Genomic DNA, 25,099 nt, shown 5'->3' with positions numbered 1-25,099 from the left:
TATTCTACTTGACGTGGAACACCTCGACGCCGACCGAATCGCAGTCCGGGTAGACATCGGGCTTTTCCGTGGAAACGCGCACCGCGCGCACCTTCGGATGCTTCAGCATGGCACGTGCCACGTCATCGCACAGGGTTTCCTGCAGGTGGATGTGGCCCTGGGCCATGCGCGCGGCCACGGTACTGCGCATGAAGTCGTAGTCCACCACTTCCTCGAGCTTGTCGGCCTGCGGCGTGCTCTGGTCCAGCGGCACGAACAGGTCGATATTGACCAGCACGCGCTGCTCGCCCTTCTTCTCGAATTCGTGCACGCCGATATTGATCTGCACTTCATAGTTGCGCAGGAACATGCGGCGGCAGCCTTGCAGGCTGGGGTGGGAAAGCGCGGCGAAGGTCATGGTGGGGCGTCGGGCAGGTGCTGCGGTAAATCGGAAAATGCTTAAAAACGACCGGGGATTGGGATCACTCGGTCAGGAACATCACGTCGCGGGCCAGCGGCATCAGGTGCTGGCCGCCATCGACATACAGGGTGGTACCGGTCACGGCGTGGGCGCCAGCGAGGTAGGCCACGGCCTGGGCGATGTCGTCCGGCGTGGACGACTTGCCCAGCGGCGTCATGCCGTGCGCGCGGACGAAACCGGGGTCGGACTGGTCGCCGGACACCAGCGTGATGCCGGGCGCCACGCCCACCACCCGCAGCCGGGGCGCCAGCGCCTGGGCCAACTGCACCGTGGCGGTCTGCAGCGCGGCCTTGGACAGCGTGTACGACAGGAAGTCCGGATTCAGGTTGTTGAGCTTCTGGTCGAGCAGGTTGATCACCACGCCGCGCTGGGCGGTCTGGTTGCCATCGGCGCCAAGCGCCTTGTGCATCTCACGCGCCAGCAGCAGCGGCGCGGCCACGTTGGTGCGCATATGGGTGTCGAGCGAGGCGTAGGAGAAGCTCGTCGCCACGTCGTACTGGAACAGCGAGGCGTTGTTGACCAGACAGGTCGGTACGCCCAGCGCGTCGGCGCAGGCCGCGACCAGCTTGCTGGTAGCGGCTTCGTCGGACAGGTCGGCCTGCAGCACGGCGGCGCGGCGGCCCAGGCCGCGGATCTGCGTGGCGAGGGTCTCGGCTTCGTCGCGCGAGCGATTGCAGTGGATCGCCACGTCCCAGCCTCGCGTGGCAAGTTCCAGCGCGATGGCACGGCCCAGGCGGCGCGCGCCGCCGGTCACGAGGGCGACGCCGCGCGCGGCGGCAGGGTGGGCGCCGGAGGCGCCAGCAGTCAGGGAATCTGGCATTGCTACAATTCGCGGTATGCAGAAAGTCGCTAGTCTACCCCTTCCCCCCGCCGACGCGCTGGACGCCTCCGCGGCCCTGACCACCTGTATTGGCGACGCCATCGAGGCCGCCGGCGGCTGGATTGGCTTCGATCGCTACATGGCGCTGGCGCTCTACGCCCCCCGGCTCGGCTATTACAGTGGCGGCGCCGCCAAGTTCGGCCGCGATGCCCGGGACGGCAGCGACTTCATCACCGCCCCCGAGTTGACCCCCTTCTTCGCCCGCACGCTGGCCCGCCAGTTCGCACCGCTGATCGCCCTGGACCTGCCGCGCGTGCTCGAATTCGGCGCCGGCACGGGCCGCCTCGCGGCGGACCTGCTGCTCGCCCTGGAAACCGAAGGTGCGCTGCCCGAGACCTACCAGATCCTCGAATTGTCGGGCGAGCTGCGCGTACGCCAGCAGGAAACGCTGGCCGCCCGCGCGCCGCACCTGGCTAGTCGCGTGCAGTGGCTGGACGAGCTTCCCGCGCAGTTCGAAGGGGTCATCGTCGGCAACGAGGTGCTGGACGCCATGCCAGTGCGCCTGTTCGCGCGCCTGGACGGCCGCTGGCACGAGCGCGGCGTGGCGCTGGCCGACGGGAAGTTCACGTTCGAGGACCGTCCGCTGGCAGACAACGCCTTCCCCGACGCGCTACGCGCGCTGCCGGGCGACCACGACATGGTCACCGAGACCCATGCCGAGGCCGAAGGCTTCACGCGGGCGGTGGGCGCCATGCTGACGCGCGGCGCGGCGTTCTTCATCGATTATGGCTTCCCGGCGGCCGAGTACTACCATCCGCAGCGCGCCGAAGGCACGCTGATGTGCCACTACCGCCACCACGCGCACCCCGATCCGTTCCTGTATCCCGGGCTGCAGGACATCACCGCGCACGTCAATTTCACCGGCATCGCCGAGGCGGCGGTGGACGCCGGGCTGTCCGTGGCCGGCTTCGCCTCGCAGGCGCGCTTCCTGATGAACGCCGGGATCACCGAGTTGCTGATGGAGCTGGACCCGACCGACGCCCGCGCCTTCCTGCCCCATGCCAACGCGGTGCAGAAGCTGCTGTCCGAGGCCGAGATGGGCGAGCTGTTCAAGGTGATCGTGCTGACGCGCGGTCTGGACGACGCGCTGCCGCTGGCAGGCTTCGCACGCGGCGACCGCGTTCACGCACTCTGAGGAACAGCCGCCATGCTGCGCTGGACATTCACCATCTTCCTCTGCGTGATCGTGCTGTCGGCCTCGCTGCCGTGGCTGCAGAAGATCGGCCTGGGCAGGCTGCCCGGCGACGTGCGCTTCCGGCTGTTCAAGCGCGAGTACGTGCTGCCGTTCGCCTCGACCATCCTGCTGTCGCTGATCGCGCTGGCGATTGGGAAGCTGCTGTAGGCGTAGCCCTTCAGTCGGGCTCCGCGCCCAGCCCCAGCTTCTCCGCCACCGCCGCGATGCGGGCCTTGTGCACGCGTTCCTTGATCAGGTCCGGCCGGTCCGCGCAGGCCTTGGCGATGGCGCCGGCATCGACCGAGGCCGCCGCTGCCCGTGCCGCCATCAGGCGTTCGGTCTGCGGATAATCCCGATCCTCGAAACCTAGCCGACCACGCGCGTCGGCCTCGCAGGCCGTCAGGGCCTCCGCGAAGCGGTCCGGCTTGCGCAGCGCGTCGCAGCGCTCCACCAGCCGGGTCAGCGCGGCGGCGCCGAATTCCATCGATCGATGGATGTTGCCGTGCTCGCGCGCCACCAGCACCGCCAGGTCGCGGCAGTCGTTCGGCACGCGCAGCCGCTCGCAGACCGCTTCGAGCAGCTTCACGCTGCGCTGTTCATGGCCGATGTGGCGCGGCAGCACGTCTGCCGGCGTGGTGCCCTTGCCGAGGTCGTGGACCAGTGCCGCGAAGCGGATCGGCAGCGACGCGCCGGTCGCGGCTGCATGATCGACCACCATCATCACGTGCACGCCCGTATCCACCTCGGGGTGATACTCGGCGCGCTGCGGCACGCCCCAGAGCCGGTCCAGCTCGGGCAGCAGCCGCGCCAGCGCGCCACATTCGCGCAGCACGTCGAACATCCGCGACGGCTTCGCCTCCATCAGCCCGCGCGCCAGTTCCTGCCACACCCGCTCCGGCACCAGCGCGTCGACCTCGCCCGCCTCGACCATCGCGCGCATCAGCGCCACGGTCTCGGGCGCCACGGAGAAGTCATGGAAGCGCGCCGCGAAACGCGCCGCGCGCAGGATGCGCACCGGGTCTTCGGCGAAGGCATCGGAGACATGACGGAACAGCCGCGCGTCCAGATCGCGCTGGCCGCCGTACGGGTCGATGATCGGCCCGACGAGCTGGCCGGCATCGTCCACGGCCTGCGCCATCGCGTTGACGGTCAGGTCGCGCCGGACCAGATCATCCTCGAGCGTGACGTCGGGCGCGCAGTAGAACGCGAAGCCCTTGTACCCCGCCGCCGTCTTGCGCTCGGTACGCGCGAGGGCGTACTCCGCCTTGGTGCGCGGATGCAGGAAGACCGGGAAGTCCTTGCCCACGGGCTTGTAGCCGGCCGCCTCCATCTCGGCCGGCGTGGCGCCGACGACCACGTAGTCGCGGTCCTGGCTCGGCTTGCCCAGCAACTGGTCGCGGATGGCGCCGCCCACGGCATAGACCTGCATGAAATTCCTAGTGATGGATGATGATGGCGTCCGGATGGTCCGGCACGGTGCGGTACGGCTCGTCGTCGGCCAGGAAATCGCGTTCCTCGCGCGCGGCGGCGATCCATTCTTGCATGGCCGGCAGCGCGAGGATGAAATCGGCGTATTGCTTGGCCGTCTCGGGCAGGTGGATGCCGTAGGTGGCGAAGCGCGAGACCACGGGCGCGTAGAACGCGTCCGCCACCGAGAAGGTGCCGAACAGGAACGGGCCCTCGGCGCCGAAGCGTGTGCGCAGGTCGGTCCAGATCGTGGCGATGCGCTCCACCTCGCGCTGCACGGCCACGTTCCAGCCGCAGCCGGGCAGCACGGCAGTCACGTTCATCGGCAACTGGTTGCGCACGTTGGCGAAGCCCGAATGCATCTCGGCGCAGACCGAACGTGCCAGCGCGCGCGCGGCGGGGTCAGCCGGCCAGAGCGCCTTCTCRGGGAAACGYTCSGCCASGTATTCCGAGATCGACAGCGAATCCCAGACCGTGACGTCGCCATCCACCAGCGTCGGCACCTTGCCGGCCGGCGAGTACTGGGCGATCTGCGCCGCGAAGCCGGGCGTGCCCAGCCGCACGGGAATCTCCTCGAACGCGATGCCAGCCTGGCGCAGCAGCAGCCAGGGGCGCAGCGACCAGGACGAGTAGTTCTTGTTGCCGATGACGAGTTTCATCGCGATTCCTTGGGGGGCGGGGGGGAGGGAAAATGGCCTGAACCGATGATTCTAGCGAGTGGGCCGCGCCGCCTCCAAATGAATTGCGCTCGCAAGGCTGTGAGCGCAAGTCACATCGGCGTCAGAGGGAGCGATGTTGGGGGTCAGCGGTGCACGCTCTCCCGCATGGCCTGGAGCGCCGCCTCGCGGTTGCGGCCACCCAGCACATCGGTCATCACGGACTCCAGGCTGGCCGGTTCCAGGCCGAGTTCAGCCGACATCGGCGCGTGCAGCACGTTGTCCAGGCGCATCGAGTCGAGGTTGTCGCGCGACATGACCGGGCCGCCGGGCATGTGTTCGAGCACGGCCGCCTGCACGCGCGCCAGCGCATCGGGCAGCGCGATGACCGGGCGCGGATGGCCCGACGCCCGCCCGGCGAAGCGCACCAGTTCCTCGAGCGTGTAGACCTGCGGCCCACCCACCTCGTAGACCTGGCCGACCGTAGCCGGGTTGACCATCGCGCGCAGGAAGGCCTCCACCACATCCATCACGAACACGGGCTGGAAGCGCGCCTGGGCGCAGGCCAGCGGCACCACGGGGGCCATCTGCTGCATCTGGGCGAACAGGTTCAGGAAGTGGTCGTCCGGGCCGAACACGACCGACGGCCGCATGACGGTCCAGTCGAGCCCGCTCTCGCGCACCATGCGCTCGCCCTCGCCCTTGCTGCGCAGGTACATCGACGGCCCCTGCGCGTCCGCGCCGAGCGCGCTCATATGGATCAGCCGGCGAACGCCGGTGCGCTGGCAGGAGGCCACGATCTGGCGCGGCAGGTCTACGTGCGCGGCGGCGAACTGGGGGCCATATGGGTCGCCCCGGTCGCCATGCAGTACGCCGACGAGATTGACGACGATGCCGTCCACGCCGACCGAGCCAATGGCGTCGTCCAGCGCGGCGGCGTCGGCCAGGCCCAGTTCGCAGACTTCCACGCGCGGCAGCAGCAACAGGTGCTGGGCGTGCTCGGCACGACGCGAGCCCACCAGGATGCGCTCTGGCGCGATGGGACTGTCGGGATTGGTGGCGGGATTGCGCGGCACCCCTGAGGCGGAGGCCGCGCCGGCAAGGCGGGAGACGAGGTGGCTGCCGATGAATCCGGCGCCACCGATCACGAGGACATTACTGGTCAGCATGGTGGGCTCCGTGACGGTCACGTAACGCTGGCATCTCTCGATGCGCGCCCGGAGTCACGGCGCCTCCTGCTGGCCCCGCTACATCAAGGCAGGCTGGTGGTCGTGACCGAGGACGGCGCGACCGTTCCCAGGCGGTCTTTGAGAGACTGGGGCCGGCCGCTCATCAATGCAGCATAGTACGTAGCGTTGGAAAGCACATTCTTGACATAAGTTCGCGTTTCCGTGAACGGAATCGTCTCTGCAAAGATCGCGCCTTCTACCGGCCGGGAGAGGCTGCTGCGCCAGCTCTTGGGCCGTCCCGGGCCAGCGTTGTAGCCCGCCGAGGCCAGCGTCCACGAGCTGTCCAGGTCCGTCAGCACCATGCTCATGTAATTTGTACCGAGCAGGATGTTGATATTGGGGTCACTCATCATCGACGGCGAGAAGTCGGTCATGCCGATCTTGCGCGCCACGAACTTGGCCGTGGCCGGCATCACCTGCATCAGGCCATGCGCGCCGGCCGAYGAGCGCGCGTTCATGATGAAACGCGATTCCTGGCGGATCAGGCCATAGGCCCAGGCCATGTCCAGGCCCACGTCGTCGGTGGCCCGCTGCATGATGTCCCGGTACGGCATGACGAAACGCAGCGAGAAATCGTGCTCCGCCTTGGTGCGGTCGGCCGTGTTGACGGTGCGGTCGAGCAGTTCGATCTTGCGCGCGTACTCGGCGGCGGCCAGCAGTTCGCGGTCGCTCATGCTGCGCAGCTCCCAGTTCCACTCGCGATTGCCTTCGAAGCGCAGGTTCAGGTCATAGAACTTCTGCGCGCGCACGAAGCCGGGCCGCGTGCGCATGGCCATCGCCTCGGCATCGGAGACCGTGGTGCGCGGCGGCAGCGTGATGCGGTTGCCGAGTTCCTCGGTGGCAAGCTGGCCGTAGAAGTTGAACTGGCCAGCGATGGTCTGGAACTGCGTCTGCGCGTCCGCGGTGCGGCCATCGGCCTTGAGCGCGCGGGCGTACCAGTAGATCCACGCCGGGTCCTTGGCGCGCATCTCGGGGCGCATCAGCTCCACAGCCTGGCGCACCTGCTTCCAGTCGCCCTGGCGCAGCGCGGCGCGCACGCGCCATTCCTGCGATTCATCGGACAGCCACTGGTTGCCGCCCAACGTCATCTGGTTCTTGTAGTAGCCGGCGGCCTCGGGCATCAGCTTCTTGGCCGCGTACTGGCCGATCACGCCCCAGCCGGCGCCCTGCTCGTCGCGCGACAGCGTGCCGCCCGAGGCTGTCAGGTAGGCCGCAGCCTGGGCCGGATCGTTGCGGGCCATCTTGACGACGGTGGCCAGCGTGTCGCTATCGACCCGTGCATCGGGCACGGTCGCGGCGATCCTTGCCGCCAGCGTCGTGAAATTCAGTTCGAGCGCCTGGCGTGCCTGGAACGCCACGTCGCTGCGCTGGATCTGCTGGCTCTGCGCCAGATAGCTGATCAGGTCGACGCAGCCCTCGCCGTAATAGCGCGGGTCCGCCAGCACCGCGCGCGAATCGGCGGCCACGTTCTTGCCCTTGAGCGCACTCGACAACAGCGCGTAGCACTCCACCTGCGTGTCGTCCTTCAGCACGAACTGTGGGTATTCGACGTCGAAGTTGGCCCAGTCGCGCTTCTTGCCCAGCACCAGCAGCCAGTCATTGCGCATGCGGTCGGCAATCGCCTCGCCCTGGTAACGCTTCAGGAACACGCGCACCTGCTCGTCGGGCGCGTCGATGCGGGCCAGGCCGCTGGCATCGAACAGCTGCGGCTTGATGCGGAAATACTCCACATACGACGGAATCGGATAGTCGACCAGCGTGGCCGAGATGGCGGCCGTGCGGTCCACATCGTTCTTGCGGGCAGCCTCGCGCAGCGCGACAAAGGCATCGTCCGGATTGCTGGGGATGGTCAGCGCGGCCGGCTGCGGCGCCGGGCGCTTCTGGGCGTAGGCCGGCGTGGCCAGCAATGCACCTGTCAACGCCCCCAGTCCTGCCAGCCACGCGGCGCGTTGCGCACGGCGCAGATATACTCCCTTCGGCATTCTTGCTATCCCTTGTTGGTCCGCGCGCGGCGCCGGGGTACCCGGTCGCGCCCCGCGCGTGTTGGTATTCGGATGTCGATCCATCGATCGATCGCGGTGCCGGCCATTATTGCACGCCATGCAGCCTGAACAGGCCCCAGACAACGGGGCAGAAAACCTGCCATTCCTCGAAGAGCGCCGCGCGCTGCGCCGGCGGCTGCTCGCGCTGCGCGCCAGCCTGCCGGATCGCGCCGAGGCCGACGCGCGCATCGGTGCCGCCCTGGCGCCCCTGCTCGAACGCCTGGGCGCGCGACGCGTGGGCTTCTATTGGCCGATCCAGGGCGAATTCGACGCACGCGCCGTCATCGTGCAATGGCTGGCCGGCATGCCGGGCCGCCAGGCCGCGCTGCCGGTGGTCACCCGCCCCGGCACGCCGCTGGACTTCCACGCCTGGACGCCCGAGACGACAATGCGCGCCGGCCACTACGACATTCCCGTGCCCGATGGCACCGAGGCCGTGTTGCCCGACGCGCTGCTCATTCCCTGTGTCGGTTTCAGCCGCGATAAGTTCCGCCTCGGCTACGGCGGCGGCTTCTACGACCGCACGCTGGCGGCCCTCGCAGAAACGCCGGTGTCCATCGGCATCGGCTTCGCGGCCTGCGAGATTCCCTTGCAGGCGCAGCCACACGACCTGCCGATGGACTGGATCGTCACCGAAGGCGGCGCGTTCTAAGCGTCCTCCTCGGCTAGCAATTCGTCCACCAGCGCACGCATCTTGCGCCAGTGCGACCCCTCCCAGAACACCCGCCGGCAGTGCGGGCAGGTGACAAAGCGCGTGTGCCGCGCCAGCACGCCCTCGGGTACGCGGCCGTCCACTTCCGACTTGTCGATCCGATGCAGTGGCACATTGCAGTCCAGGCACAGCGAGAACGGACGCGCACTGCGGGCCAGGTCGAGCCGCCGGAAGACCTCGCGCACCTGGAGCGCCGACTTGATCGCCCGTACATAGCAGCCGTGCGTCACGCCGCGCCGCTTGAGCAGTTCGCGGTCGCGCGTGAGCACGATGCGGCCCTCCTCGGCGGCAATCCGCGCGATCTCGCTGTCTTCGAAATGGTTGTCGTAGAGGGTATCGAAGCCGGTCATGCGCAGCAGGTGCGCCAGGCCGCCCAGATGGGCATCGGCAACGAAACGGGTCTCGCGCAGTGGCTGATCGCGCACGCGGAGCAGGGGCGAGATGTCGAAGGCTTCGAAGGTGGGATAGACGGCCACGCGGTCGCCGTCCTGCACGGGGCGGTCGAATGCCACCGATTCGCCATTGACCAAGATCAACTCCACCTCGGTGTGCGGCACGCCGAGCGCCTCGATCATGTGCTTGACCGTGGCCGCGCGGGCGCAGGGCACGACGATGTCCTGGTGGCGTCGGGTGCGCGCCAGGAAATCGTTCAGCTCCTCGTAGAAGCGGAAGGTGGCGGTGACGGTGGCGGGAACCATGGGGCGCAGTATGCCCCCATGACCCCGTCCGATGGAAGTTACAGCTTCAGCCGTTCCCAGACCGCCTTGGTGGCGCCGGCGGCGTTGAGCGTGTAGAAGTGCAGGCCCGGCACGCCGGCGGCCAGCAGGCGGTCGCAGAGCCCGGTCACCACGTCCAGGCCGAACGCGCGGATGGACTCCCGGTCGTCGCCGAACGACTCCAGCCGCTTGGCCACCCAGCGCGGCACTTCGGCACCGCACATTTCCGAAAAACGCATCAGCTGCGAGTAGTTCGTGATCGGCATGATGCCCGGCACGATCGGTACGTCCACGCCCAGCGCGCGCACTTCGTCGACGAAACGGAAGTAGGCGTCGGCGTTGTAAAAGTACTGCGTGATCGCCGAATCGGCGCCCGCGCGGACCTTGCGGACGAAATTGTCGAGGTCGTGGCGCGGCGACTTCGCCTGCGGGTGGTACTCGGGGTACGCCGCCACCTCGATGTGGAACCAGTCGCCGGTCTCGGCGCGGATGAATTCCACGAGTTCGTTGGCGTATCGGAATTCGCCGATTTCGCCCATGCCGGACGGCATGTCGCCCCGCAGCGCCACGACATGGCGGATGCCGCCGTCGCGGTACGTCTTCAGGATCTGGCGGATGCTGTCGCGCGTGGAACCCACGCACGAAAGGTGCGGCGCGGCCTCGATGCCATCACGCTGGATCTCCAGCACGGCGTCCAGCGTGCCCTGCTGCGTGGTACCGCCGGCGCCGAACGTCACCGAGATGTACTTGGGTTGCAGCGGAGCCAGCTGCGCGCGCGTGTTGCGCAGTTTCTCCGTGCCTTCCGCCGTCTTCGGCGGGAAGAATTCGAAGCTGTAGTAGCGGTCTGTCATGCGAATAAAGTCTCAGTCGCGGTCGCCGAGCAACAGGCTCGACAGCACCCACGAGATCACGCTGTACAGGATGGAGCCCAGCAGCGCGGCGCCGAAGCCCTGCACCACGAAGCCCGACAGCAGGTTGCCGACGAACAGGAACAGCAGCGCGTTGATGACGAAGATGAACAGGCCCAGCGTCAGCAGCGTGACCGGCAGCGTCAGAATGACCAGGATGGGCCGGATCAGCGTGTTGACGAGGCCCAGCACCAGCGCGGCGATCATCGCCGAGCCGAACCCGCCCAGCGAGATGCCGGAGATGACGCTTCCGACCAGGAACAGCGAGGCGGCATTGATGATCCAAACGGCCAACAGTCTCATTGCGACTCCTTTTCCAGGTTGCCTGTCGATTTCCCCCCTCCCCCGCGAACGGGAGAGGGGGGGGACACCTCCCGCCGATCAATAGCGGTAGTGGTCAGCCTTGTACGGGCCTTGCTTCTGCACGCCGATGTAAGCGGCCTGCTGCTCGGTCAGCTCGGTCAGTTGCGCGTTCAGCTTCTTCAGCTGCAGGCGCGCGACCTTCTCGTCCAGGTGCTTCGGCAGGGTGTACACGCCCACCGGGTACTTGCCGGTGTCACGCTCGGCCCACAGTTCGATCTGGGCGATGGTCTGGTTGGCGAACGAGCTGCTCATCACGTACGACGGGTGGCCCGTGGCGCAGCCCAGGTTCACCAGGCGGCCCTTGGCCAGCAGGATGATCTTCTTGCCGTCCGGGAACACCACGTGGTCCACCTGCGGCTTGATCTCGTCCCACTGGTACTTTTCCACCGAGGCGATGTCGATCTCGTTGTCGAAGTGACCGATGTTGCAGACGATGGCCTGGTCCTTCATCTTGGCCATGTGGTCGTGCGTGATGACGTGGTAGTTGCCGGTGCAGGTGACGAAGATGTCGCCGTGCTCGGCGGCGTAGTCCATGGTCACCACGCGGTAGCCTTCCATGGCAGCCTGGAGCGCGCAGATCGGGTCGATCTCGGTCACCCAGACCTGGGCCGACAGCGCGCGCAGGGCCTGGGCGCTGCCCTTGCCCACGTCACCGTAGCCAGCCACCACGGCCACCTTGCCGGCGATCATCACGTCCGTGGCACGCTTGATGCCGTCCACGAGCGATTCCCGGCAACCGTACAGGTTGTCGAACTTGCTCTTGGTCACCGAGTCGTTCACGTTGATGGCCGGGAACTTCAGTTCGCCGCGCTGTGCCATCTGGTACAGGCGGTGCACGCCGGTGGTGGTTTCCTCCGTCACGCCACGGATGGCGGCCAGGTTACGGCTGTACCAGCTCGGGTCCTTGGCCAGCTTTTCCTTGATGGCGGCGAACAGGTAGGTTTCTTCCTCGCTGGTCGGCTTGGCGATCAGCGACGCGTCCTTCTCGGCACGGGCGCCCAGGTGCAGCAGCAGCGTGGCGTCGCCGCCGTCGTCCAGGATCATGTTCGGCGTGCTGCCGTCGGTCCAGTCGAAGATGCGGTGCGTGAAGTCCCAGTATTCCTTGAGCGACTCGCCCTTGAACGCGAAAACCGGCACGCCGGACGCGGCGATGGCGGCGGCGGCGTGGTCCTGCGTCGAGAAGATGTTGCACGAGGCCCAGCGCACGTCGGCGCCCAGTGCCACCAGCGTCTCGATCAGCACGGCGGTCTGGATGGTCATGTGCAGGGAACCGGCGATGCGGGCGCCCTTGAGCGGCTGCGCGGCGGCGAATTCGTCACGGATGGCCATCAGACCCGGCATTTCGGTCTCGGCGATGGCGATTTCCTTGCGGCCCCAGCCGGCCAGGCCGATATCGGCCACGAGGTAGTCTTGCTTGAGTTCGGTCACAGCGTTCATGTTTCACTCCGGTGAAGAGTGGCACGCAGGTGACGAGGGGGGACAACGGCCGCATCCCGCGCGAATTGCGGAACGGGCGGATAGGTCGACTCGCCTCCGTGCGGACCACGGATCAGCGAGCGCCGTTGAAACATTCCGAGCCTGGCGGATGAGGGCCATCCGTTGCAACGCTCCTCGGAGTGGCGGTATTGTAGCGTGCCTGTCCGCGCCTGCGGCGCGAGAAACGGACTTTTTTCCCGTCTATTCCTCTTCCAGCCTCCCTGCCATCCTGCCCGCCCACATGCTTTCCACGCCACCCCGCACGCTGACCATCGCCGGTTCCGACTCCGGCGGCGGTGCCGGCATCCAGGCCGACCTGAAGACTTTCAGCGCACTCGGCTGCTTCGGCATGAGCGCGATTACCGCCATCACGGCGCAGAACACGCTCGGCGTGACCGGCGTGCACGCCATTCCAGCCGACATGGTGGCCGCCCAGATCGATGCCGTCGCCACGGACATCGGCGTGGACGCGGCCAAGACCGGCATGCTCGGCACGGCCGCCATCGTCGAGGCCGTGGCCGATGCGGTGGACCGCCACGGTATCCGCCAACTGGTGGTGGACCCGGTGATGATTTCCACGTCTGGCGCCACGCTCTCGGACGACGCCACCAGCCAGGCCATGGTGCGGCTGCTGTTCCCGCGCGCGCTGGTGGTCACGCCCAACCTGCCGGAAGCCTCCTACCTGCTCGGCCGCCGCATCGCGCGCCGCGCGGACATGGAGACCGCTGCCGCCGACCTGCTCGCGCTAGGCTGCCAGGCCGTGCTGCTCAAGGGCGGCCATCTGGAAGATGATCGGGACGATGGCCCGCACGGCCGGGGGCTCGACGACCTGCTGATGCTGGCCGATGGCACGGTGCGCGTGTTCACCCATCCGCGCATCGACACGCCGAACCTGCACGGCACCGGCTGCACGCTGGCGGCCGCCATCGCTGCGCAACTGGCCCGTGGCGACGCACTCGCCGATGCCATCAGCACCGCGCTGGACTACGTGGCGCAGGCCATCGCCGCCGGGGCCCGGCTGCGCATCGGGGCCGGGAACGGCCCGCTGAACCATGCCTTCGCGCCGCGCGCGCTGGGTTGAGGACCGACCATGCAGACTTTGAGCGATATCGACCTGCGCACCGATCCGGCCGCGGCCCGCTATATCAAGGAGGAAGTCGTCCAGGTGACGTTTGCCGCAGAGCCCGGCGAGCTGGTGAGCCGGGAAGGCCCCAACCGCTACCAGCCCGGCGACGCCATCGTGACCGGCGCCACGGGCGACCGCTGGGTGGTCTCGCGCGACCGCTTCGACGCGCGCTACCTGCCGGTGGACGGCGGTGGCTGGCGCAACCGGCCGGTGCCGGTGCTGGCGAAGGAGATGACGGTGCCGTTCGCCATCGCGCGCTCGGCCGGCGGCGATGTGCTGACCGGCAAGGCCGGCGACTGGCTGATGCAATACGCGCCCGGCGACTATGGCATCACCGAGCGCGCGCGCTTCCTGGCGGTGTACCGCCGGATGGAGGATTAGTTGCCGCCGGCCAGCTGCACGAGCTTGAACGCGGCGCGGGCCACGCACACCACGGTGCCGGCCGCGTCACGCGCCTCGCCTTCGCAGAAGGCGATCTTGGCGCCGCGCCGGATGCAGCGCGACTCGAAGGTCAGTTCACCGCGCGCGGCGGCCAGGAAGTGCGTGGACATGTCGATGGTGATCACGCCCACGTCGAGCGGCGAGTAGGACCGCGCCGCGCCGCTGAGCGTGAAATCGAGCACGGCCATCAGCGTGCCGCCGTGCACATCGCCCCGGCTGTTCACGAGCGCCGGGTTGGCCGGCAGGCGCGTGCGGCACCTCCCCTCTTCCATATGTTCCGGCTGCAGGCCCAGATGCCGCATCAGCGGAATGTCGATGCCGAAATACGGCTTTTCCGGGGTGCCAGGGGCGACGGGCTTGATCTCGTTCACGGCTGTTTCCTCTCTGCTCCGGGTTCCGTATGGCGGAACCTCGATCCATTGTGTTCGGTGGAGCGGAGAGGATATGCGGATTTCAGGGGCCGTGCCAGCCGGCTGGGCGGTCAGCGCCCAAACAATGCGGTGAGCGAGGCCACCGCCGCCGGCACGTCGCTGGCCTCGGTCACCGCGCGCACCACGGCGGCGCTGCCGACGCCCACGTCGAGCACTTCGCGCAGATTGCTCCCGTTCACTCCGCCGATGCCCACCAGCGCGGGCACCACCGGCTGCATCAGCGCCACATAGGCCCGGAAGCGGCCCATGCCCTGCGGCGCGGTCGGCATGACCTTGGTCGTGGTCGGGAAGATCGCCCCGAGCGCCAGATAGCTGGGGCCGATGGCGGCCACGCGCAGCATCTCGGCGTAGCCGTGGGTGGACACGCCCAGACGCAGCCCGGAGGCGCGAATCGCCTCGAGATCGGCCTCGTCGAGGTCTTCCTGACCCAGGTGGATGCCGTAGATGCCGCTGTCGCCACCCATCGCCGCATGGTGGTCGAGCGCCACGCGCCAGTGATCGTTGATGAACAGGCGCGATGCCTGCCCCTTGGCGGCCTTGGCGGCGCGGGCCACTTCGGCCTTGACCGCCGCCGCGTCGTCCGACTTGAAACGCAACTGCACGGTCGGCACGGCCAGCGGCACCAGCCGCTCGATCCACTCCGCGCTCGGCACTACCGCGTACAGGCCGAGGTCCGGCGGGCACGGCGCGAAGGGCTTGGGCGATGCGTCGGGCGAGGCCAGCGCGGCGTGGCGCACGCGTGGGAAGCGGGCGAAATCGGTCGGCCAGTCCTGGCGGCCCGGCTGCCACGCGCGGGCGATGCACAGCGCGTCGTGGGCCGGGAAGTGCAGCGCCAGCGCCGCCAGCAGCACGGCCACGAAGGCCGGCGGGTGCGGCGTATCGCCGTCGTCGTCATCGGCCTGGGCGGGGGCATCCAGCACCCAGGTGCCCATCGGCGAACGCACGGTGTCGATCCAGCGGCCGCCTTCGCGGTCGGTCTCGATCAGCACCGCGCCGGCTGCGGTCAATTGGGCGATGGCGTCCGCCGTGGCTTCGCCATCGCCCAGCACGACGTCGTGGCGGCGCGGCGCGGCCGGGGCGTTGGCCAGTGGCCATGCACGCCACGGGGCGTCGTCATGGCCGAAGGTGGCGCCAAAGCGGGAAATCAGGGTGTCGAACAGCGCGGAGTCGATGGCCGCGGCCACGCCGGGGCGCGTCATGCGCGGTCCTCCGCGCCTTCGGCGTGCCAGAACGGCATGCCGACCACCGGCGTGCTGGCCTGCGCCACGTCGCGCTCGGGCATCGGCCCGGCCAGATAGGCGGTGCGGCCGGCCTCCACGGCCAGCGCGAATGCGCGGGCCATGTTCACCGGGTAGGCGGACTGTGCGACGGCGGTGTTCAGCAGCACGCCGTCATAGCCCCACTCCAGCACCTGCGCCGCATGCGACGGCAGGCCCAGCCCGGCATCGACGATCAGCGGCGTGTCCGGCAGGCGGTCGCGCAGCGTGCGCATGGCCAGCGGATTGGCGGCGCCCCGGCCCGTGCCGATCGGCGCAGCCCACGGCATCAGCGCCTGGCAGCCCACGTCCAGCAGGCGGCGGCACAGCACCAGATCCTCGGTGCAGTACGGCAGCACCTTGAAACCTTCCTTGATCAGCGTCTCGGCCACGGCGGGCATGTTCAGCGTGTCCGGCTGAAGCGTGTAGTCGTCGCCGATCAGTTCCAGCTTGATCCAGTCGGTCTCGAAGACCTCGCGCGCCATCATCGCCGTGGTGATGACTTCCTGTGCCGTGAAGCAGCCGGCGGTATTCGGCAGCACCGGCACGCCCAGATCGCGCAGCATCTGCCAGAACGCCTGGCCGCCGAGCGTCTGGCCATCACCGCCGCCCACCGCACTCTGGCGGCGCAGCGCCACGGTGATCATGGCGGGACGGCTGGCTTCCACGGCCGCCTGCAGCGTGGCCGGCGACGGATAACGCGCGGTGCCGAGCAGCAGGCGCGAGGCGAAGGATTCGCCATAGAGCACGAACGGGTCGCGCAGGGTTTCAGCGGGTTCGAAAGTCATGATGGATCAGCCTCCCGTCACGGGTTGCACGAGGTCGATGTGGTCGCCCGCCGCAAGCGGCGTGGCGGCATGGGCGGTGCGCGGCACGAACTGGCCGTTGACCGCCGCGGCGAACGGGGGCGCGATGGCAGCCGCTGTCACCGCGTCCGCCAGCGTGGCGGCCTCGGGCAGGTTCAGCAGCTTGCCGTTGAGCATAATTTCCATGATCTGGGCGGGTTCTGGGCGTGTTCCTAATGCAGCAGGCTGCCCAATCCGGGCACCGCCGTGCCGCGCACGTGGGCGGGCTCCTCGACGGACTGGATCAGGCCCGGCCAGCGCAGCGACGCCGGCACCGCGTGCGCGGCCGGGTCGCCGGCCAGCAACGCGCGCACCACGGCGCAGGCGGCCTCGGTCACGGCCGGCGCAATCAGCCAGCCATGCCGGTACAAGCCATTCACACGCACCACGCGCGCCTGCTGGTCCACGCGGATCGCCGGCAGGTGGTCCGGCCGCGTGGGCCGGCGCTGCACGTTCAGCTCCAGCACGCGGGCCTCGCCGAACGCGGGGTGCAGCGAGTGCGCCGCCGAGAGCAGTTCCAGCGCGGAACGCACGCTCATCGGCGAGTCGTCCTCGCTCTCGATTTCGGTCGCGCCGATCACGTACAGGTCGTTCGGCTTGGGCGCGATATAGATGGGGTAGCGCGGATGCAGCAGGCGGATGGGCCGATGCAGCTTCACGTCGGGCGCGTGCACGCGCACCACCTCGCCGCGCAGGCCGCGCAGGCCGGGCTTGACCACGCCGGGCTCGGCCGTTGGGTCGCACCACGCGTCGCGCGCGCCCAGGCCGCGGCAGTCCAGCACCACGTTGGCGCGGATGTCGAACTGGGGCAGCAGGTCGATATCGACATCGCCAGCCTCCCAGATGCAATGCACGCCTTCCTTGACCGCGCAGTCGAGCAGCGCGCGCAGCGCGCCACGGTTGTCCAGCTGGCCTTCGCCCTTGAGCAGCAGGCCCTGCGGGAAGCGCCCGGCCAGCTCCGGCTCCACGGCAGCCACGCCGGCGCCGTCGAGCACGGCCAGCCGCTCCCGCACCAGTTCCGGCGGCGCCACGGCGCGCATGCGGCCCGTGAACAGCGACACCTCGCTGCGGTCCCGCGCGTGCCAGACCACCAGCGTGCCGTCTTCCTGGAAGAACACGGGCTCGGGCAATTCCTGGATCCAGGCACGCCACAGGTCAACGCTGGCCATGCCGAGATCGACGATACGCCGCTCCGCGATGGCCGACTCGGCCAGCGGGGCAAGCATGGCGGCGGCCACATGGGCGGCCGCGCCGGTGCCGTCGGGGCCGCCACGCTCGACCAGCGCCACGCGGGCACCGGCACGCACCAGCAGCCAGGCGCACAAACGCCCGGCCAGGCCGGCGCCAAGAATGGCGACATCGAAGGACTTTACTGCTGTCATGGGTGTATTCGCCGCGGGCGCCCGGGTGGGGGTGGCGCCGCGCGGTCTCCAGTTGAATTACGAGTAAATCTTCGAGCCGGACTTCACGAACTCGATCGATTTCTCCTCCATGCCGCGCTCGGCTGCGGGCAGCGATGCCGCGTAGTCGCGCACTTCCTGGGTGATCTTCATCGAGCAGAACTTCGGGCCGCACATCGAGCAGAAATGCGCGATCTTGGCGCCCTCGGCCGGCAGCGTGGCATCGTGGAACGAGCGCGCGCGCTCCGGATCGAGGCCCAGGTTGAACTGGTCTTCCCAGCGGAACTCGAAGCGGGCCTTGGACAGCGCATTATCGCGCAGCTGCGCGCCCGGCCAGCCCTTGGCGAGGTCGGCGGCGTGGGCGGCAATCTTGTACGTGATGATGCCCTCGCGCACGTCTTCCTTGTCCGGCAACCCCAGGTGCTCCTTGGGCGTGACGTAGCACAGCATGGCCGTGCCCATCCAGCCGATATTGGCCGCACCGATGCCGCTGGTGATGTGGTCGTAGCCGGGGGCGATGTCCGTCACCAGCGGTCCGAGGGTGTAGAACGGGGCCTCGTAGCAGTGCTTGAGTTCCTCGTCCATATTGGCCTGGATGCGCTGGAGCGGCACGTGGCCCGGGCCTTCGATCATCACCTGCACGTCATGCTCCCACGCCTTGGCGGTCAGCTCGCCCAGGGTGCGCAGTTCGCCGAACTGGGCGTCGTCGTTGGAGTCCGCGATGCAACCCGGACGCAGGCCGTCGCCGAGGCTGAACGACACGTCGTAGGCCTTCATGATTTCGCAGATCTCGTCGAAGTGCGTGTACAGGAAGTTTTCCTTGTGGTGCGCCAGGCACCACTTGGCCATGATCGAGCCACCGCGCGAGACGATGCCCGTCACGCGGTCGGCCGTCATCGGCACGTAGCGCAGCAGCACGCCGGCGTGGATCGTGAAGTAGTCCACGCCCTGCTCGGCCTGCTCGATCAGCGTGTCGCGGAACATCTCCCAGGTCAGGTCCTCGGCGATGCCGCCGGTCTTGTCCAGCGCCTGGTAGATCGGCACCGTGCCGATGGGCACCGGCGAGTTGCGCAGGATCCACTCGCGCGTCTCGTGGATGTGCTTGCCGGTGGACAGATCCATGATGGTGTCAGCGCCCCAGCGGATCGACCAGACCATCTTTTCCACTTCCTCGGCCAGCGAGGAGGTCACGGCCGAATTGCCGAGGTTGCCGTTGATCTTGACGCGGAAGTTCCGGCCGATGGCCATCGGCTCCAGTTCCGTGTGGTTGATGTTGGCGGGGATGATGGCGCGGCCGGCGGCGATTTCCTTGCGCACGAACTCCGGGGTCATGTCCTCGGGGCGCAGCGGCAGGTTCGCGCCGAGCGCGTTGCCCGGATGCTGGCGCAGCAGGGCCTTGTACTCGGGCTTGTCGTAGAGCGCCTGGAGGTTCAGCGACTCGCGCAGCGCCACGTATTCCATTTCCGCCGTGATGATGCCCTGGCGCGCGTAGTGCATCTGCGACACATTGGCGCCCGCCTTGGCACGGCGCGGGTTGGTCAGCTGGGCAAAGCGCAGGTGCGCCGTGGCCGGGTCATTGGCGCGGTCGCGGCCATATTCGGACGACAGGCCCGACAGCACCTCGGTGTCGCCGCGCTCCTCGATCCAGCGGGTGCGCACGCCGGGCAGGCCGGACTTCAGGTCGATATGGATGTCCGGGTCGCTGTACGGGCCCGAAGTGTCGTAGACGGGGATCGGCGGATTCGCCATCTCGCCCTTGTCGGTGCGCGTGGACGTCTGCAGGATCGTGCGCAGCGGCACGCGCAGGTCCGGACGGCTGCCGGTCAGGTAGGTCTTGCTGGAAGCCGGGTAGGCGAATTTCTGGTCGAGATCGCTCTCGAGCGATTCAAACGATGCGGCGGGGGCAGTGCGGGCCATGGGTGTCGTCCTCTCTCTTGCGGGGGATGGACGAAACCAGGAGCCCTGTGAGCCCGCTACGCGGCAGAGCCGGCGGCGAGGTCCCGTTGCGGGACAGGAGCTGTTCGGTATTCAGTGAAACTTCCCACGCCGGTACTAGCCGGATCGGGTTCGAAGGGACTCTCTCAGCCGCACGGCCCATCCGTACGGCACCCCTGTTTCATCCAACGGGGTGAATTTAAGCACAAGCCCCCGCCCGGCGCCACCCGGAATTTCGTTGCGACTGCCGTGCATGATGGTATCGACTGGATATCGACTGACCAATGCTGCGCTGCACGATGGCCGACGATGTGGACGTCCCAGCGCATTTGCCCGGGGAATGCGCGCGTTTCCCGAACGCGGCAGTTGCCGTACCATCGGCCGTACCATCGACGCAGCCCGCCCCATCTCCAGGAGCCGCCATGTCCGATTCCAGCGCAGCGACCCACGCCGTGTTCAATCAGGTGCCGGACCTCTCCGGCTACAACCTGTTCGAGACCGACCCCGGCCTGCGGGCCGCGCTGGAACGGCTCGGTGGCGGATGGCACGCCGGCGCGCTCGGGGCCTTCGGCGCCCGGCTCGGGGAGCCTGAGGTGCAGGCCTGGGCCGCCGACGCCAACCGCCTGACGCCGGAACTCCACACCCACAGCCGCACCGGCGAGCGCATCGACGCGGTGACCTTCCATCCATCCTGGCACGCCCTGCTCGGGCTGCTGCGCGGCCAGCAGTTGCAGGCGCTGCCCTTCGCCCAGCCGCGCCCCGGCGCCTGGGCCGCGCGCACGGCCGGCTACTTCCTCCAGGCCCAGGTGGAGTCGGGCTCGCTCTGCCCCACCACCATGACGCTGGCCAGCATTCCGGTGCTGCGCAAGGAACCCGCGCTGTTCCGCGACCTCGAACCCCGGCTCTATGCCGCCGAGCACGACGCCCGCGACCTGCCCTGGCGCGACAAGACCGCCGTGATGATCGGCATGGGCATGACCGAGAAGCAGGGCGGCTCCGACGTACGCGCCAACACCACCGTCGCCCTGCCCATGCGCGGCGAGGGTCGGGGCGCCGAATACGCGCTGACGGGCCACAAGTGGTTTTTCTCCGCGCCGATGTGCGACGCCCATCTGGTCGTGGCGCGCATGGGTGGCCCCGAGGGGCCGCTCTCGTGCTTCTTCGTGCCACGCTTCCGTGACGATGGCAGCAAGAACCCGATCGAAATCCAGCGCCTCAAGGACAAGCTCGGCAACCGCTCCAACGCGAGCAGCGAGGTCGAGTTCCGGGGCGCCACGGGCATCCTGATCGGCGAGGAAGGCCGCGGCATCCCCACCATCATCGAGATGGCCACCAACACCCGGCTCGACTGCGTGATCGGCAGCGCGGCCCTGCTGCGCGCGGCGCTGGTGCAGTCGCTCCATCACGCGCGCCACCGCATGGCGTTCGGCAAGCTGCTGGCCGACCAGCCGCTGATGCGCAACGTGCTGGCCGACCTCGCCCTGGAGTCCGAGGCCGCCACGCAGATGATGATGGCCCTCGCCCATGCCTTCGAGCATGCCGACGACGACCCGCTCGCCGCCGCGTGGAAGCGCGTGGTCACGCCGGCCGCCAAGTTCTGGATCTGCAAACGTGCGCTGGAAGCCACTGGCGAGGCCATGGAGGTCTGGGGCGGCAACGGCTATGTCGAGGAAGGCCCGATGGCGCGGCTCTACCGCGAGGCGCCGGTCAATTCGATCTGGGAAGGCTCGGGCAACGTGATGTGCCTGGACGTGCTGCGCGCCCTGCAACGCAATCCCGACGATGGCGCGCGCGTGCTGCAGGACCTCGCCCGCCTCTCCCACGGCCATGCGGCGGTGCGTGCCGAGTTGGCCTCGCTGCAGGGCATGCTGCGCGAGCCTGCCGATCAACTCGAAGCGAGCGCGCGCCGCTTCGCACAGGGGCTGGTGCTGACCGCGCAGGCGGCGCTGATGATCGCCCATGCGGACCCGGAATCGGCCGAACTGTTCGTCGCCAGCCGGCTCGGGCGGCAGCACGGGCGCGTGTTCGGGACGTTAGATGCCGATCCCGTCACATTGCAGCGCGTGGCGGATCGGGCGTGGCCGGCTTGATGGCGGAACTGCCCGTTTTTGTCCGGAAATCGCACTAGGAAATGGCGCAGCGCATCAAAAGCCGCTTCAGGGGTAGCGAGGGGCGCCGTAAACGTTGAGGCGACGGGCTACGAGCCTGCCTGCATTCCAGTCGCCACTCCGAGCACTGCGACAAAGCATGTGCCGTCCACACCCCATGAATATCAGTCAACGCCTGCTTCTCACGCTGTCCCTCGCCGTGTTCGCCCTTATATCTGTCGGCTTCGGCGGCATCTGGCAACTCAATCGATCCGAAGACCGCCTCGAATACTTCAACGACAACACGCTCGCCAGCGTACGGCACCTGAACGGCGTCTATGACGCCGTGGCGTCGATGCGCGTGTTGCTGCATCGCCACGCGATGACCGACGACAACGTCGCCAAGCAAGAGGCCGAGGTCTCGCTCGACAAGGCCAGCAAACGTTTCGACGAACTCATCGCCACCTATGAGCGCGAAGACATCTCCGACGACGCCGACCGCAAGCTGCTGGAGGCGGACCGCGAGGCCGCGAAACAGTATCGTGCCGAATTCGCCACTTTCCTCGATCGCTCCAATAACAACGACTACGCGGCCACGCAGAAGATGCTGACCGACGGCACGCTGAATGCGTCGTATCGGGCACTTCGCAAGGCTATCGACACGCACGTCGAATACAACACCAAGATGGGCGACGCCGCCGTGGCCGAGAACAAGGCCCAGCACACCCACGTGGTGCGGCTGTTCCTGGTCGTCATCGCGCTCGTGGTGGGCTTCATCGTCTTCATGGCCGTGTCGCTCTATCGGCGCATCAAGCACAGCCTGGCCGACATCCAGGGCACGCTCGAGCACGTGAGCCAGACGCTGGACCTCGACCATCGCGCGCCGGTGGCGCGGATGGACGAGATCGGCCAGACCGCGCACGCCTTCAACGCGCTGATCGAGCGCGTGGCGCAGACCCTGCGCGAGGTGCGCCAGTCCACCGATTCGGTCGGCGTGGCCGCCGGGCAGATCGCGGCCGGCAATGTGGACCTGTCGTCGCGCACCGAGCAGCAGGCGGCGTCGCTCGAGGAAACCGCGTCGAGCATGGAAGAACTGACCACCACCGTGCGCCAGAACGCCGAGAACGCGCGCCAGGCCAGCTCGCTGGCGGCCAACGCCGCCGAGGTGGCCGACGCCGGCAACCAGGCGGTGCAGCAGATGGTGGACACGATGGGCGCCATCAGCGGCAGCTCCGAGCGCATCGCCGAGATCACCAACCTGATCGAGGGCATCGCCTTCCAGACCAACATCCTCGCGCTGAACGCCGCCGTGGAAGCCGCCCGCGCCGGCGAGCAGGGCCGTGGCTTCGCGGTCGTGGCCGGCGAGGTGCGCAGCCTGGCGCAGCGCTCGTCCAGCGCCGCCAAGGAAATCAAGGAGTTGATCGAGGCCTCGGTGAACACCGTGCGCACCGGCTCGACCCAGGCCCACGGCGTGGGCGGCACGATGACCGAGATCCGCCAGGCCGTGAAGCGCGTGTCGGACATCATCTCGGAGATCGCCGCTGCCTCGCAGGAGCAGAGCGCCGGCATCGAACAGGTGGGCCACGCGGTGGGCCAGATGGATCAGGTCACGCAGCAGAACGCSGCGCTGGTCGAGGAAGCCGCCGCCGCCGCCCAGTCCCTGGACGAGCAGGCCGGCAAGCTGCGCGACTGCGTGGGGCAGTTCCGGATGGCCGGCTGACGTTCGACCGGCTTCAGTCCGCCGCCACGCCAGCGACCGACTCGCGGATACGCAGCGTCACGCGCGGCGCGTAGCGGATCAGGTCGTGCGCGCGCTCGCCGATCATGATGGCGGGCGCGTTGGTGTTGCCGCCGACCAGCGTCGGCATGATCGACGCATCGACCACGCGCAGCCCCTCCACGCCGCGCACCCGTAGCTGCGGGTCCACCACCGCCAGCGGGTCCATGCCCATGCGGCAGGTGCCCACGGGGTGGTAGATCGTGTCCGCCTGGCGGCGGATCAGCGCGCGCACGGCGTCATCGTCGCTGCCATCGAGCCGCAGGTCCGCCGAATACAGCTCCCGGCCGCCAAACGCGGCCAGCGGGGGCTGGTCGAAAATGGCGCGCACGATGCGCAGCCCGGTGACCATCCCTTCCATGTCTTGTGGATCGGACAAGTAGCGCGGATCGATGGCCGGCGCCTCGCGCATATCCGCCGACACCAGCCGCACCACGCCCCGGCTGCGCGGGCGCAGCAGGCAGACATGGCAGGAATAGCCATGCCCGCGATTGACGCGGCGCATGTGGTTGTCCGCCATCCCCACCACGAAATGCAGTTGCAGGTCCGGCTCGTCGAGGTCCGGGCGGCTGCGCACGAAGGCGCCCGCCTCGGCGAAATTCGACGTCATCATGCCGGCGTTCTCGCGGCGGTAGCGCCGCATCTCGGCCAGCAGCCGCCAGGCCCCGGCCAGCGAGATCCCGAACAGCGCCGTGGCCGCCACGCGCTTGTGCAGGATGATGTCGAGATGGTCCTGGAGGTTCTCGCCCACGCCGGGCAGGTCGTGCACCACGGCCACGCCGTGCCCGCGCAGGTGCGCCGCCGGGCCGATGCCGGACGCCATCAGCAGCTGTGGCGAGCCGAACGTGCCGGCGCTGACGATGACCTCGCGGCGCGCGCGCAGCACCACTTCCACCCCATCGCGCCGGGCCAGCACGCCCACGGCGCGCCGCCCTTCGAACAGGATCCGCAGCACCTGCGTGCCGGTCAGCACATGCAGGTGCGAGCGCCCGCCGTTGCAGGCGCGGTCGCGCACGTTGCCGCCGTGCAGGTAGGCGCGCGCGGCGTTCCAGCGCTCGCCGTTGTGCTGGGTCACCTGGTACCAGCCGGCGCCCTCCTGCTCGTCGCCATTGAAATCGTCATTGCGGGGCAGGCCGGCAAGTTCGGCGGCATCGAGGAAATGCTGGCCGAACGGGTTGGGCGAACAGAGGTCGCTGACGTGCAGGGGGCCGGTGCCGCCGTGCAGTGGATCGTCGTCGTGACCGGCCACGCGGGCGTTGCATTCGGCGCGGCGGAAAACGGGCAGGACGTCGTCCCACGACCAGCCGTCGCAGCCGGCGGCGGCCCAGCCGTCGTAGTCAGCCGGGCGGCCCCGCATATAGATCATGGCGTTGATCGACGATGACCCGCCCAGGCCCCGGCCGCGTGGCTGGTAGCCGCACCGGCCGTCCAGCGCGGCCTGCGGCACGGTCTCGTAGCCGTAGTTGCGGCGGCCGGCGCGCGGCAGCATCGCACCGCAGCCGGCGGGTGTGCGCACCAGCACATGGTGATCGTGGCCGCCGGTTTCGATCAGGCCGATGGAGTCGGTGCCGCTGTCGGCCAGCCGGCCGGCGAGCGCGCAGCCGGCCGAGCCGGCCCCCACGACGAGATAGTCAAAGATCGCTTCCATCTGTCTCCTCGCCTGCCTGTGTCCCCGGGCCACCGCGAAAATCCAGTGTAGGCGCTGGGGCCGGCGGAAT

The 25,099-nt window shown here is 68.6% G+C and carries 24 protein-coding genes and 2 riboswitches; of the genes, 7 read left to right on the top strand and 17 right to left on the bottom strand.

Annotation, left to right across the window (positions count from 1 at the left end; translation table 11 throughout):
• Nucleotides 1–4: 4 nt before the first annotated feature.
• The gene (locus tag AC1DEL_RS18565) at nt 5–397 is read right to left on the bottom strand and encodes a dihydroneopterin aldolase (RefSeq protein ID WP_092291480.1); all 393 of its coding nucleotides are present in this window, start codon (nt 395–397) and stop codon (nt 5–7) included.
• 64 nt (nt 398–461) lie between these two features.
• On the bottom strand, nt 462–1,280 hold the full coding sequence (locus AC1DEL_RS18560) for an SDR family oxidoreductase (protein ID WP_092291478.1): 819 nt from the start codon (nt 1,278–1,280) through the stop codon (nt 462–464).
• A 16-nt stretch (nt 1,281–1,296) separates the two neighbouring features.
• On the opposite strand from AC1DEL_RS18560, the gene AC1DEL_RS18555 reads away from it, so the two are divergent.
• Together AC1DEL_RS18555 and AC1DEL_RS18550 are read left to right on the top strand one after the other, a co-directional pair.
• A complete protein-coding gene (locus tag AC1DEL_RS18555) occupies nt 1,297–2,475 on the top strand; it encodes a class I SAM-dependent methyltransferase (RefSeq protein ID WP_477125868.1) in 1,179 nt (392 codons plus the stop codon).
• 12 nt (nt 2,476–2,487) lie between these two features.
• Nucleotides 2,488–2,682, top strand: a complete 195-nt coding sequence (locus AC1DEL_RS18550) for a DUF2905 domain-containing protein (protein WP_092291474.1) — start codon at nt 2,488–2,490, stop codon at nt 2,680–2,682.
• Between the two features lie 10 nt (nt 2,683–2,692).
• Here the strand turns inward: AC1DEL_RS18550 and AC1DEL_RS18545 are convergent, their stop codons facing one another.
• The 4 genes from AC1DEL_RS18545 to AC1DEL_RS18530 all read right to left on the bottom strand — a co-directional run bounded on the left by AC1DEL_RS18545 (nt 2,693) and on the right by AC1DEL_RS18530 (nt 7,848).
• On the bottom strand, nt 2,693–3,943 hold the full coding sequence (locus tag AC1DEL_RS18545) for a multifunctional CCA addition/repair protein (protein WP_477106968.1): 1,251 nt from the start codon (nt 3,941–3,943) through the stop codon (nt 2,693–2,695).
• A 7-nt stretch (nt 3,944–3,950) separates the two neighbouring features.
• Nucleotides 3,951–4,640, bottom strand: a complete 690-nt coding sequence (locus AC1DEL_RS18540; RefSeq protein ID WP_477159144.1) for a glutathione S-transferase family protein — start codon at nt 4,638–4,640, stop codon at nt 3,951–3,953.
• 143 nt (nt 4,641–4,783) lie between these two features.
• On the bottom strand, nt 4,784–5,806 hold the full coding sequence (locus AC1DEL_RS18535; RefSeq protein ID WP_441591401.1) for a complex I NDUFA9 subunit family protein: 1,023 nt from the start codon (nt 5,804–5,806) through the stop codon (nt 4,784–4,786).
• An 83-nt stretch (nt 5,807–5,889) separates the two neighbouring features.
• Nucleotides 5,890–7,848, bottom strand: a complete 1,959-nt coding sequence (locus AC1DEL_RS18530; protein ID WP_441591402.1) for a lytic transglycosylase domain-containing protein — start codon at nt 7,846–7,848, stop codon at nt 5,890–5,892.
• Nucleotides 7,849–7,966: 118 nt separating this feature from the next.
• Here AC1DEL_RS18530 and AC1DEL_RS18525 point away from each other — a divergent pair, with 118 nt between their 5' ends.
• A complete protein-coding gene (locus AC1DEL_RS18525) occupies nt 7,967–8,560 on the top strand; it encodes a 5-formyltetrahydrofolate cyclo-ligase (RefSeq protein WP_454756750.1) in 594 nt (197 codons plus the stop codon).
• Here AC1DEL_RS18525 and AC1DEL_RS18520 read toward each other — a convergent pair.
• From AC1DEL_RS18520 to ahcY, 4 genes are all read right to left on the bottom strand, one after another.
• Nucleotides 8,557–9,318 carry a Mut7-C RNAse domain-containing protein gene (locus AC1DEL_RS18520; RefSeq protein WP_477125867.1) on the bottom strand — a complete coding sequence of 254 codons (762 nt, stop codon included), beginning with the start codon at nt 9,316–9,318 and terminating at the stop codon, nt 8,557–8,559. The two genes, AC1DEL_RS18525 and AC1DEL_RS18520, sit on opposite strands and share 4 nt — an antisense overlap.
• Before the next feature lie 38 nt (nt 9,319–9,356).
• Nucleotides 9,357–10,187, bottom strand: a complete 831-nt coding sequence (gene metF, locus AC1DEL_RS18515) for a methylenetetrahydrofolate reductase [NAD(P)H] (protein ID WP_441591404.1) — start codon at nt 10,185–10,187, stop codon at nt 9,357–9,359.
• A gap of 12 nt (nt 10,188–10,199) precedes the next feature.
• On the bottom strand, nt 10,200–10,547 hold the full coding sequence (locus AC1DEL_RS18510; RefSeq protein WP_092291458.1) for a phage holin family protein: 348 nt from the start codon (nt 10,545–10,547) through the stop codon (nt 10,200–10,202).
• Nucleotides 10,548–10,625: 78 nt separating this feature from the next.
• Nucleotides 10,626–12,044 carry an adenosylhomocysteinase gene (ahcY, locus tag AC1DEL_RS18505; protein ID WP_092291456.1) on the bottom strand — a complete coding sequence of 473 codons (1,419 nt, stop codon included), beginning with the start codon at nt 12,042–12,044 and terminating at the stop codon, nt 10,626–10,628.
• Nucleotides 12,045–12,154: 110 nt separating this feature from the next.
• A riboswitch (S-adenosyl-L-homocysteine riboswitch) is annotated at nt 12,155–12,226 on the bottom strand.
• A 98-nt stretch (nt 12,227–12,324) separates the two neighbouring features.
• Between ahcY and thiD the strand changes: the two genes are divergently transcribed.
• Nucleotides 12,325–13,164 (top strand): bifunctional hydroxymethylpyrimidine kinase/phosphomethylpyrimidine kinase, encoded by an 840-nt coding sequence (gene thiD / locus AC1DEL_RS18500; RefSeq protein WP_092291454.1) that lies wholly within the window; start codon nt 12,325–12,327, stop codon nt 13,162–13,164.
• A 9-nt stretch (nt 13,165–13,173) separates the two neighbouring features.
• Nucleotides 13,174–13,590 (top strand): PGDYG domain-containing protein, encoded by a 417-nt coding sequence (locus AC1DEL_RS18495; protein ID WP_092291452.1) that lies wholly within the window; start codon nt 13,174–13,176, stop codon nt 13,588–13,590.
• On the opposite strand, the gene AC1DEL_RS18490 is transcribed toward AC1DEL_RS18495, so the two are convergent.
• The 6 genes from AC1DEL_RS18490 to thiC all read right to left on the bottom strand — a co-directional run bounded on the left by AC1DEL_RS18490 (nt 13,587) and on the right by thiC (nt 19,499).
• The gene (locus AC1DEL_RS18490; RefSeq protein WP_477125866.1) at nt 13,587–14,021 is read right to left on the bottom strand and encodes a PaaI family thioesterase; all 435 of its coding nucleotides are present in this window, start codon (nt 14,019–14,021) and stop codon (nt 13,587–13,589) included. The two genes, AC1DEL_RS18495 and AC1DEL_RS18490, sit on opposite strands and share 4 nt — an antisense overlap.
• A 110-nt stretch (nt 14,022–14,131) precedes the next feature.
• Nucleotides 14,132–15,280, bottom strand: a complete 1,149-nt coding sequence (locus tag AC1DEL_RS18485; RefSeq protein ID WP_477125865.1) for a thiamine phosphate synthase — start codon at nt 15,278–15,280, stop codon at nt 14,132–14,134.
• Complete coding sequence (locus AC1DEL_RS18480; protein ID WP_092291446.1) at nt 15,277–16,125, bottom strand: thiazole synthase; 849 nt, start codon at nt 16,123–16,125, stop codon at nt 15,277–15,279. The genes AC1DEL_RS18485 and AC1DEL_RS18480 overlap by 4 nt, the downstream gene beginning before the upstream one ends.
• A 6-nt stretch (nt 16,126–16,131) precedes the next feature.
• On the bottom strand, nt 16,132–16,329 hold the full coding sequence (gene thiS / locus AC1DEL_RS18475; RefSeq protein WP_092291444.1) for a sulfur carrier protein ThiS: 198 nt from the start codon (nt 16,327–16,329) through the stop codon (nt 16,132–16,134).
• 26 nt (nt 16,330–16,355) lie between these two features.
• Nucleotides 16,356–17,564, bottom strand: a complete 1,209-nt coding sequence (locus AC1DEL_RS18470; RefSeq protein ID WP_454756747.1) for an FAD-dependent oxidoreductase — start codon at nt 17,562–17,564, stop codon at nt 16,356–16,358.
• Between the two features lie 57 nt (nt 17,565–17,621).
• On the bottom strand, nt 17,622–19,499 hold the full coding sequence (gene thiC / locus AC1DEL_RS18465) for a phosphomethylpyrimidine synthase ThiC (RefSeq protein ID WP_092291440.1): 1,878 nt from the start codon (nt 19,497–19,499) through the stop codon (nt 17,622–17,624).
• A gap of 104 nt (nt 19,500–19,603) precedes the next feature.
• Nucleotides 19,604–19,705, bottom strand: a riboswitch (TPP riboswitch).
• A gap of 234 nt (nt 19,706–19,939) precedes the next feature.
• Here thiC and AC1DEL_RS18460 point away from each other — a divergent pair.
• Entirely contained in the window at nt 19,940–21,607 is a 1,668-nt protein-coding gene (locus AC1DEL_RS18460) for an acyl-CoA dehydrogenase family protein (RefSeq protein ID WP_477125864.1), read from the top strand.
• 175 nt (nt 21,608–21,782) lie between these two features.
• Entirely contained in the window at nt 21,783–23,324 is a 1,542-nt protein-coding gene (locus AC1DEL_RS18455) for a methyl-accepting chemotaxis protein (RefSeq protein ID WP_092291436.1), read from the top strand.
• Between the two features lie 13 nt (nt 23,325–23,337).
• On the opposite strand, the gene AC1DEL_RS18450 is transcribed toward AC1DEL_RS18455, so the two are convergent.
• Nucleotides 23,338–25,029, bottom strand: a complete 1,692-nt coding sequence (locus AC1DEL_RS18450) for a GMC family oxidoreductase (protein WP_441591411.1) — start codon at nt 25,027–25,029, stop codon at nt 23,338–23,340.
• Nucleotides 25,030–25,099: the final 70 nt, after the last annotated feature.

Source organism: Cupriavidus sp. 10L43_2 (assembly GCF_056395265.1).
This window is presented reverse-complemented; position numbering and strand designations above follow the sequence as displayed.

Excerpts from the sequence above, each read along its gene's own strand:
- AC1DEL_RS18470 (WP_454756747.1), bottom strand. The coding sequence starts at position 17,564 with ATGACAGCAGTAAAGTCCTTCGATGTCGCCATTCTTGGCGCCGGCCTG.
- AC1DEL_RS18525 (WP_454756750.1), top strand. The coding sequence starts at position 7,967 with ATGCAGCCTGAACAGGCCCCAGACAACGGGGCAGAAAACCTGCCATTC.
- thiD (WP_092291454.1), top strand. The coding sequence starts at position 12,325 with ATGCTTTCCACGCCACCCCGCACGCTGACCATCGCCGGTTCCGACTCC.
- ahcY (WP_092291456.1), bottom strand. The coding sequence starts at position 12,044 with ATGAACGCTGTGACCGAACTCAAGCAAGACTACCTCGTGGCCGATATC.
- AC1DEL_RS18520 (WP_477125867.1), bottom strand. The coding sequence starts at position 9,318 with ATGGTTCCCGCCACCGTCACCGCCACCTTCCGCTTCTACGAGGAGCTG.
- AC1DEL_RS18560 (WP_092291478.1), bottom strand. The coding sequence starts at position 1,280 with ATGCCAGATTCCCTGACTGCTGGCGCCTCCGGCGCCCACCCTGCCGCC.
- thiS (WP_092291444.1), bottom strand. The coding sequence starts at position 16,329 with ATGGAAATTATGCTCAACGGCAAGCTGCTGAACCTGCCCGAGGCCGCC.
- AC1DEL_RS18460 (WP_477125864.1), top strand. The coding sequence starts at position 19,940 with ATGTCCGATTCCAGCGCAGCGACCCACGCCGTGTTCAATCAGGTGCCG.
- metF (WP_441591404.1), bottom strand. The coding sequence starts at position 10,187 with ATGACAGACCGCTACTACAGCTTCGAATTCTTCCCGCCGAAGACGGCG.
- AC1DEL_RS18545 (WP_477106968.1), bottom strand. The coding sequence starts at position 3,943 with ATGCAGGTCTATGCCGTGGGCGGCGCCATCCGCGACCAGTTGCTGGGC.
- AC1DEL_RS18510 (WP_092291458.1), bottom strand. The coding sequence starts at position 10,547 with ATGAGACTGTTGGCCGTTTGGATCATCAATGCCGCCTCGCTGTTCCTG.
- AC1DEL_RS18480 (WP_092291446.1), bottom strand. The coding sequence starts at position 16,125 with ATGACTTTCGAACCCGCTGAAACCCTGCGCGACCCGTTCGTGCTCTAT.
- AC1DEL_RS18565 (WP_092291480.1), bottom strand. The coding sequence starts at position 397 with ATGACCTTCGCCGCGCTTTCCCACCCCAGCCTGCAAGGCTGCCGCCGC.
- AC1DEL_RS18495 (WP_092291452.1), top strand. The coding sequence starts at position 13,174 with ATGCAGACTTTGAGCGATATCGACCTGCGCACCGATCCGGCCGCGGCC.
- AC1DEL_RS18485 (WP_477125865.1), bottom strand. The coding sequence starts at position 15,280 with ATGACGCGCCCCGGCGTGGCCGCGGCCATCGACTCCGCGCTGTTCGAC.
- AC1DEL_RS18555 (WP_477125868.1), top strand. The coding sequence starts at position 1,297 with ATGCAGAAAGTCGCTAGTCTACCCCTTCCCCCCGCCGACGCGCTGGAC.
- AC1DEL_RS18450 (WP_441591411.1), bottom strand. The coding sequence starts at position 25,029 with ATGGAAGCGATCTTTGACTATCTCGTCGTGGGGGCCGGCTCGGCCGGC.
- AC1DEL_RS18550 (WP_092291474.1), top strand. The coding sequence starts at position 2,488 with ATGCTGCGCTGGACATTCACCATCTTCCTCTGCGTGATCGTGCTGTCG.
- AC1DEL_RS18535 (WP_441591401.1), bottom strand. The coding sequence starts at position 5,806 with ATGCTGACCAGTAATGTCCTCGTGATCGGTGGCGCCGGATTCATCGGC.
- thiC (WP_092291440.1), bottom strand. The coding sequence starts at position 19,499 with ATGGCCCGCACTGCCCCCGCCGCATCGTTTGAATCGCTCGAGAGCGAT.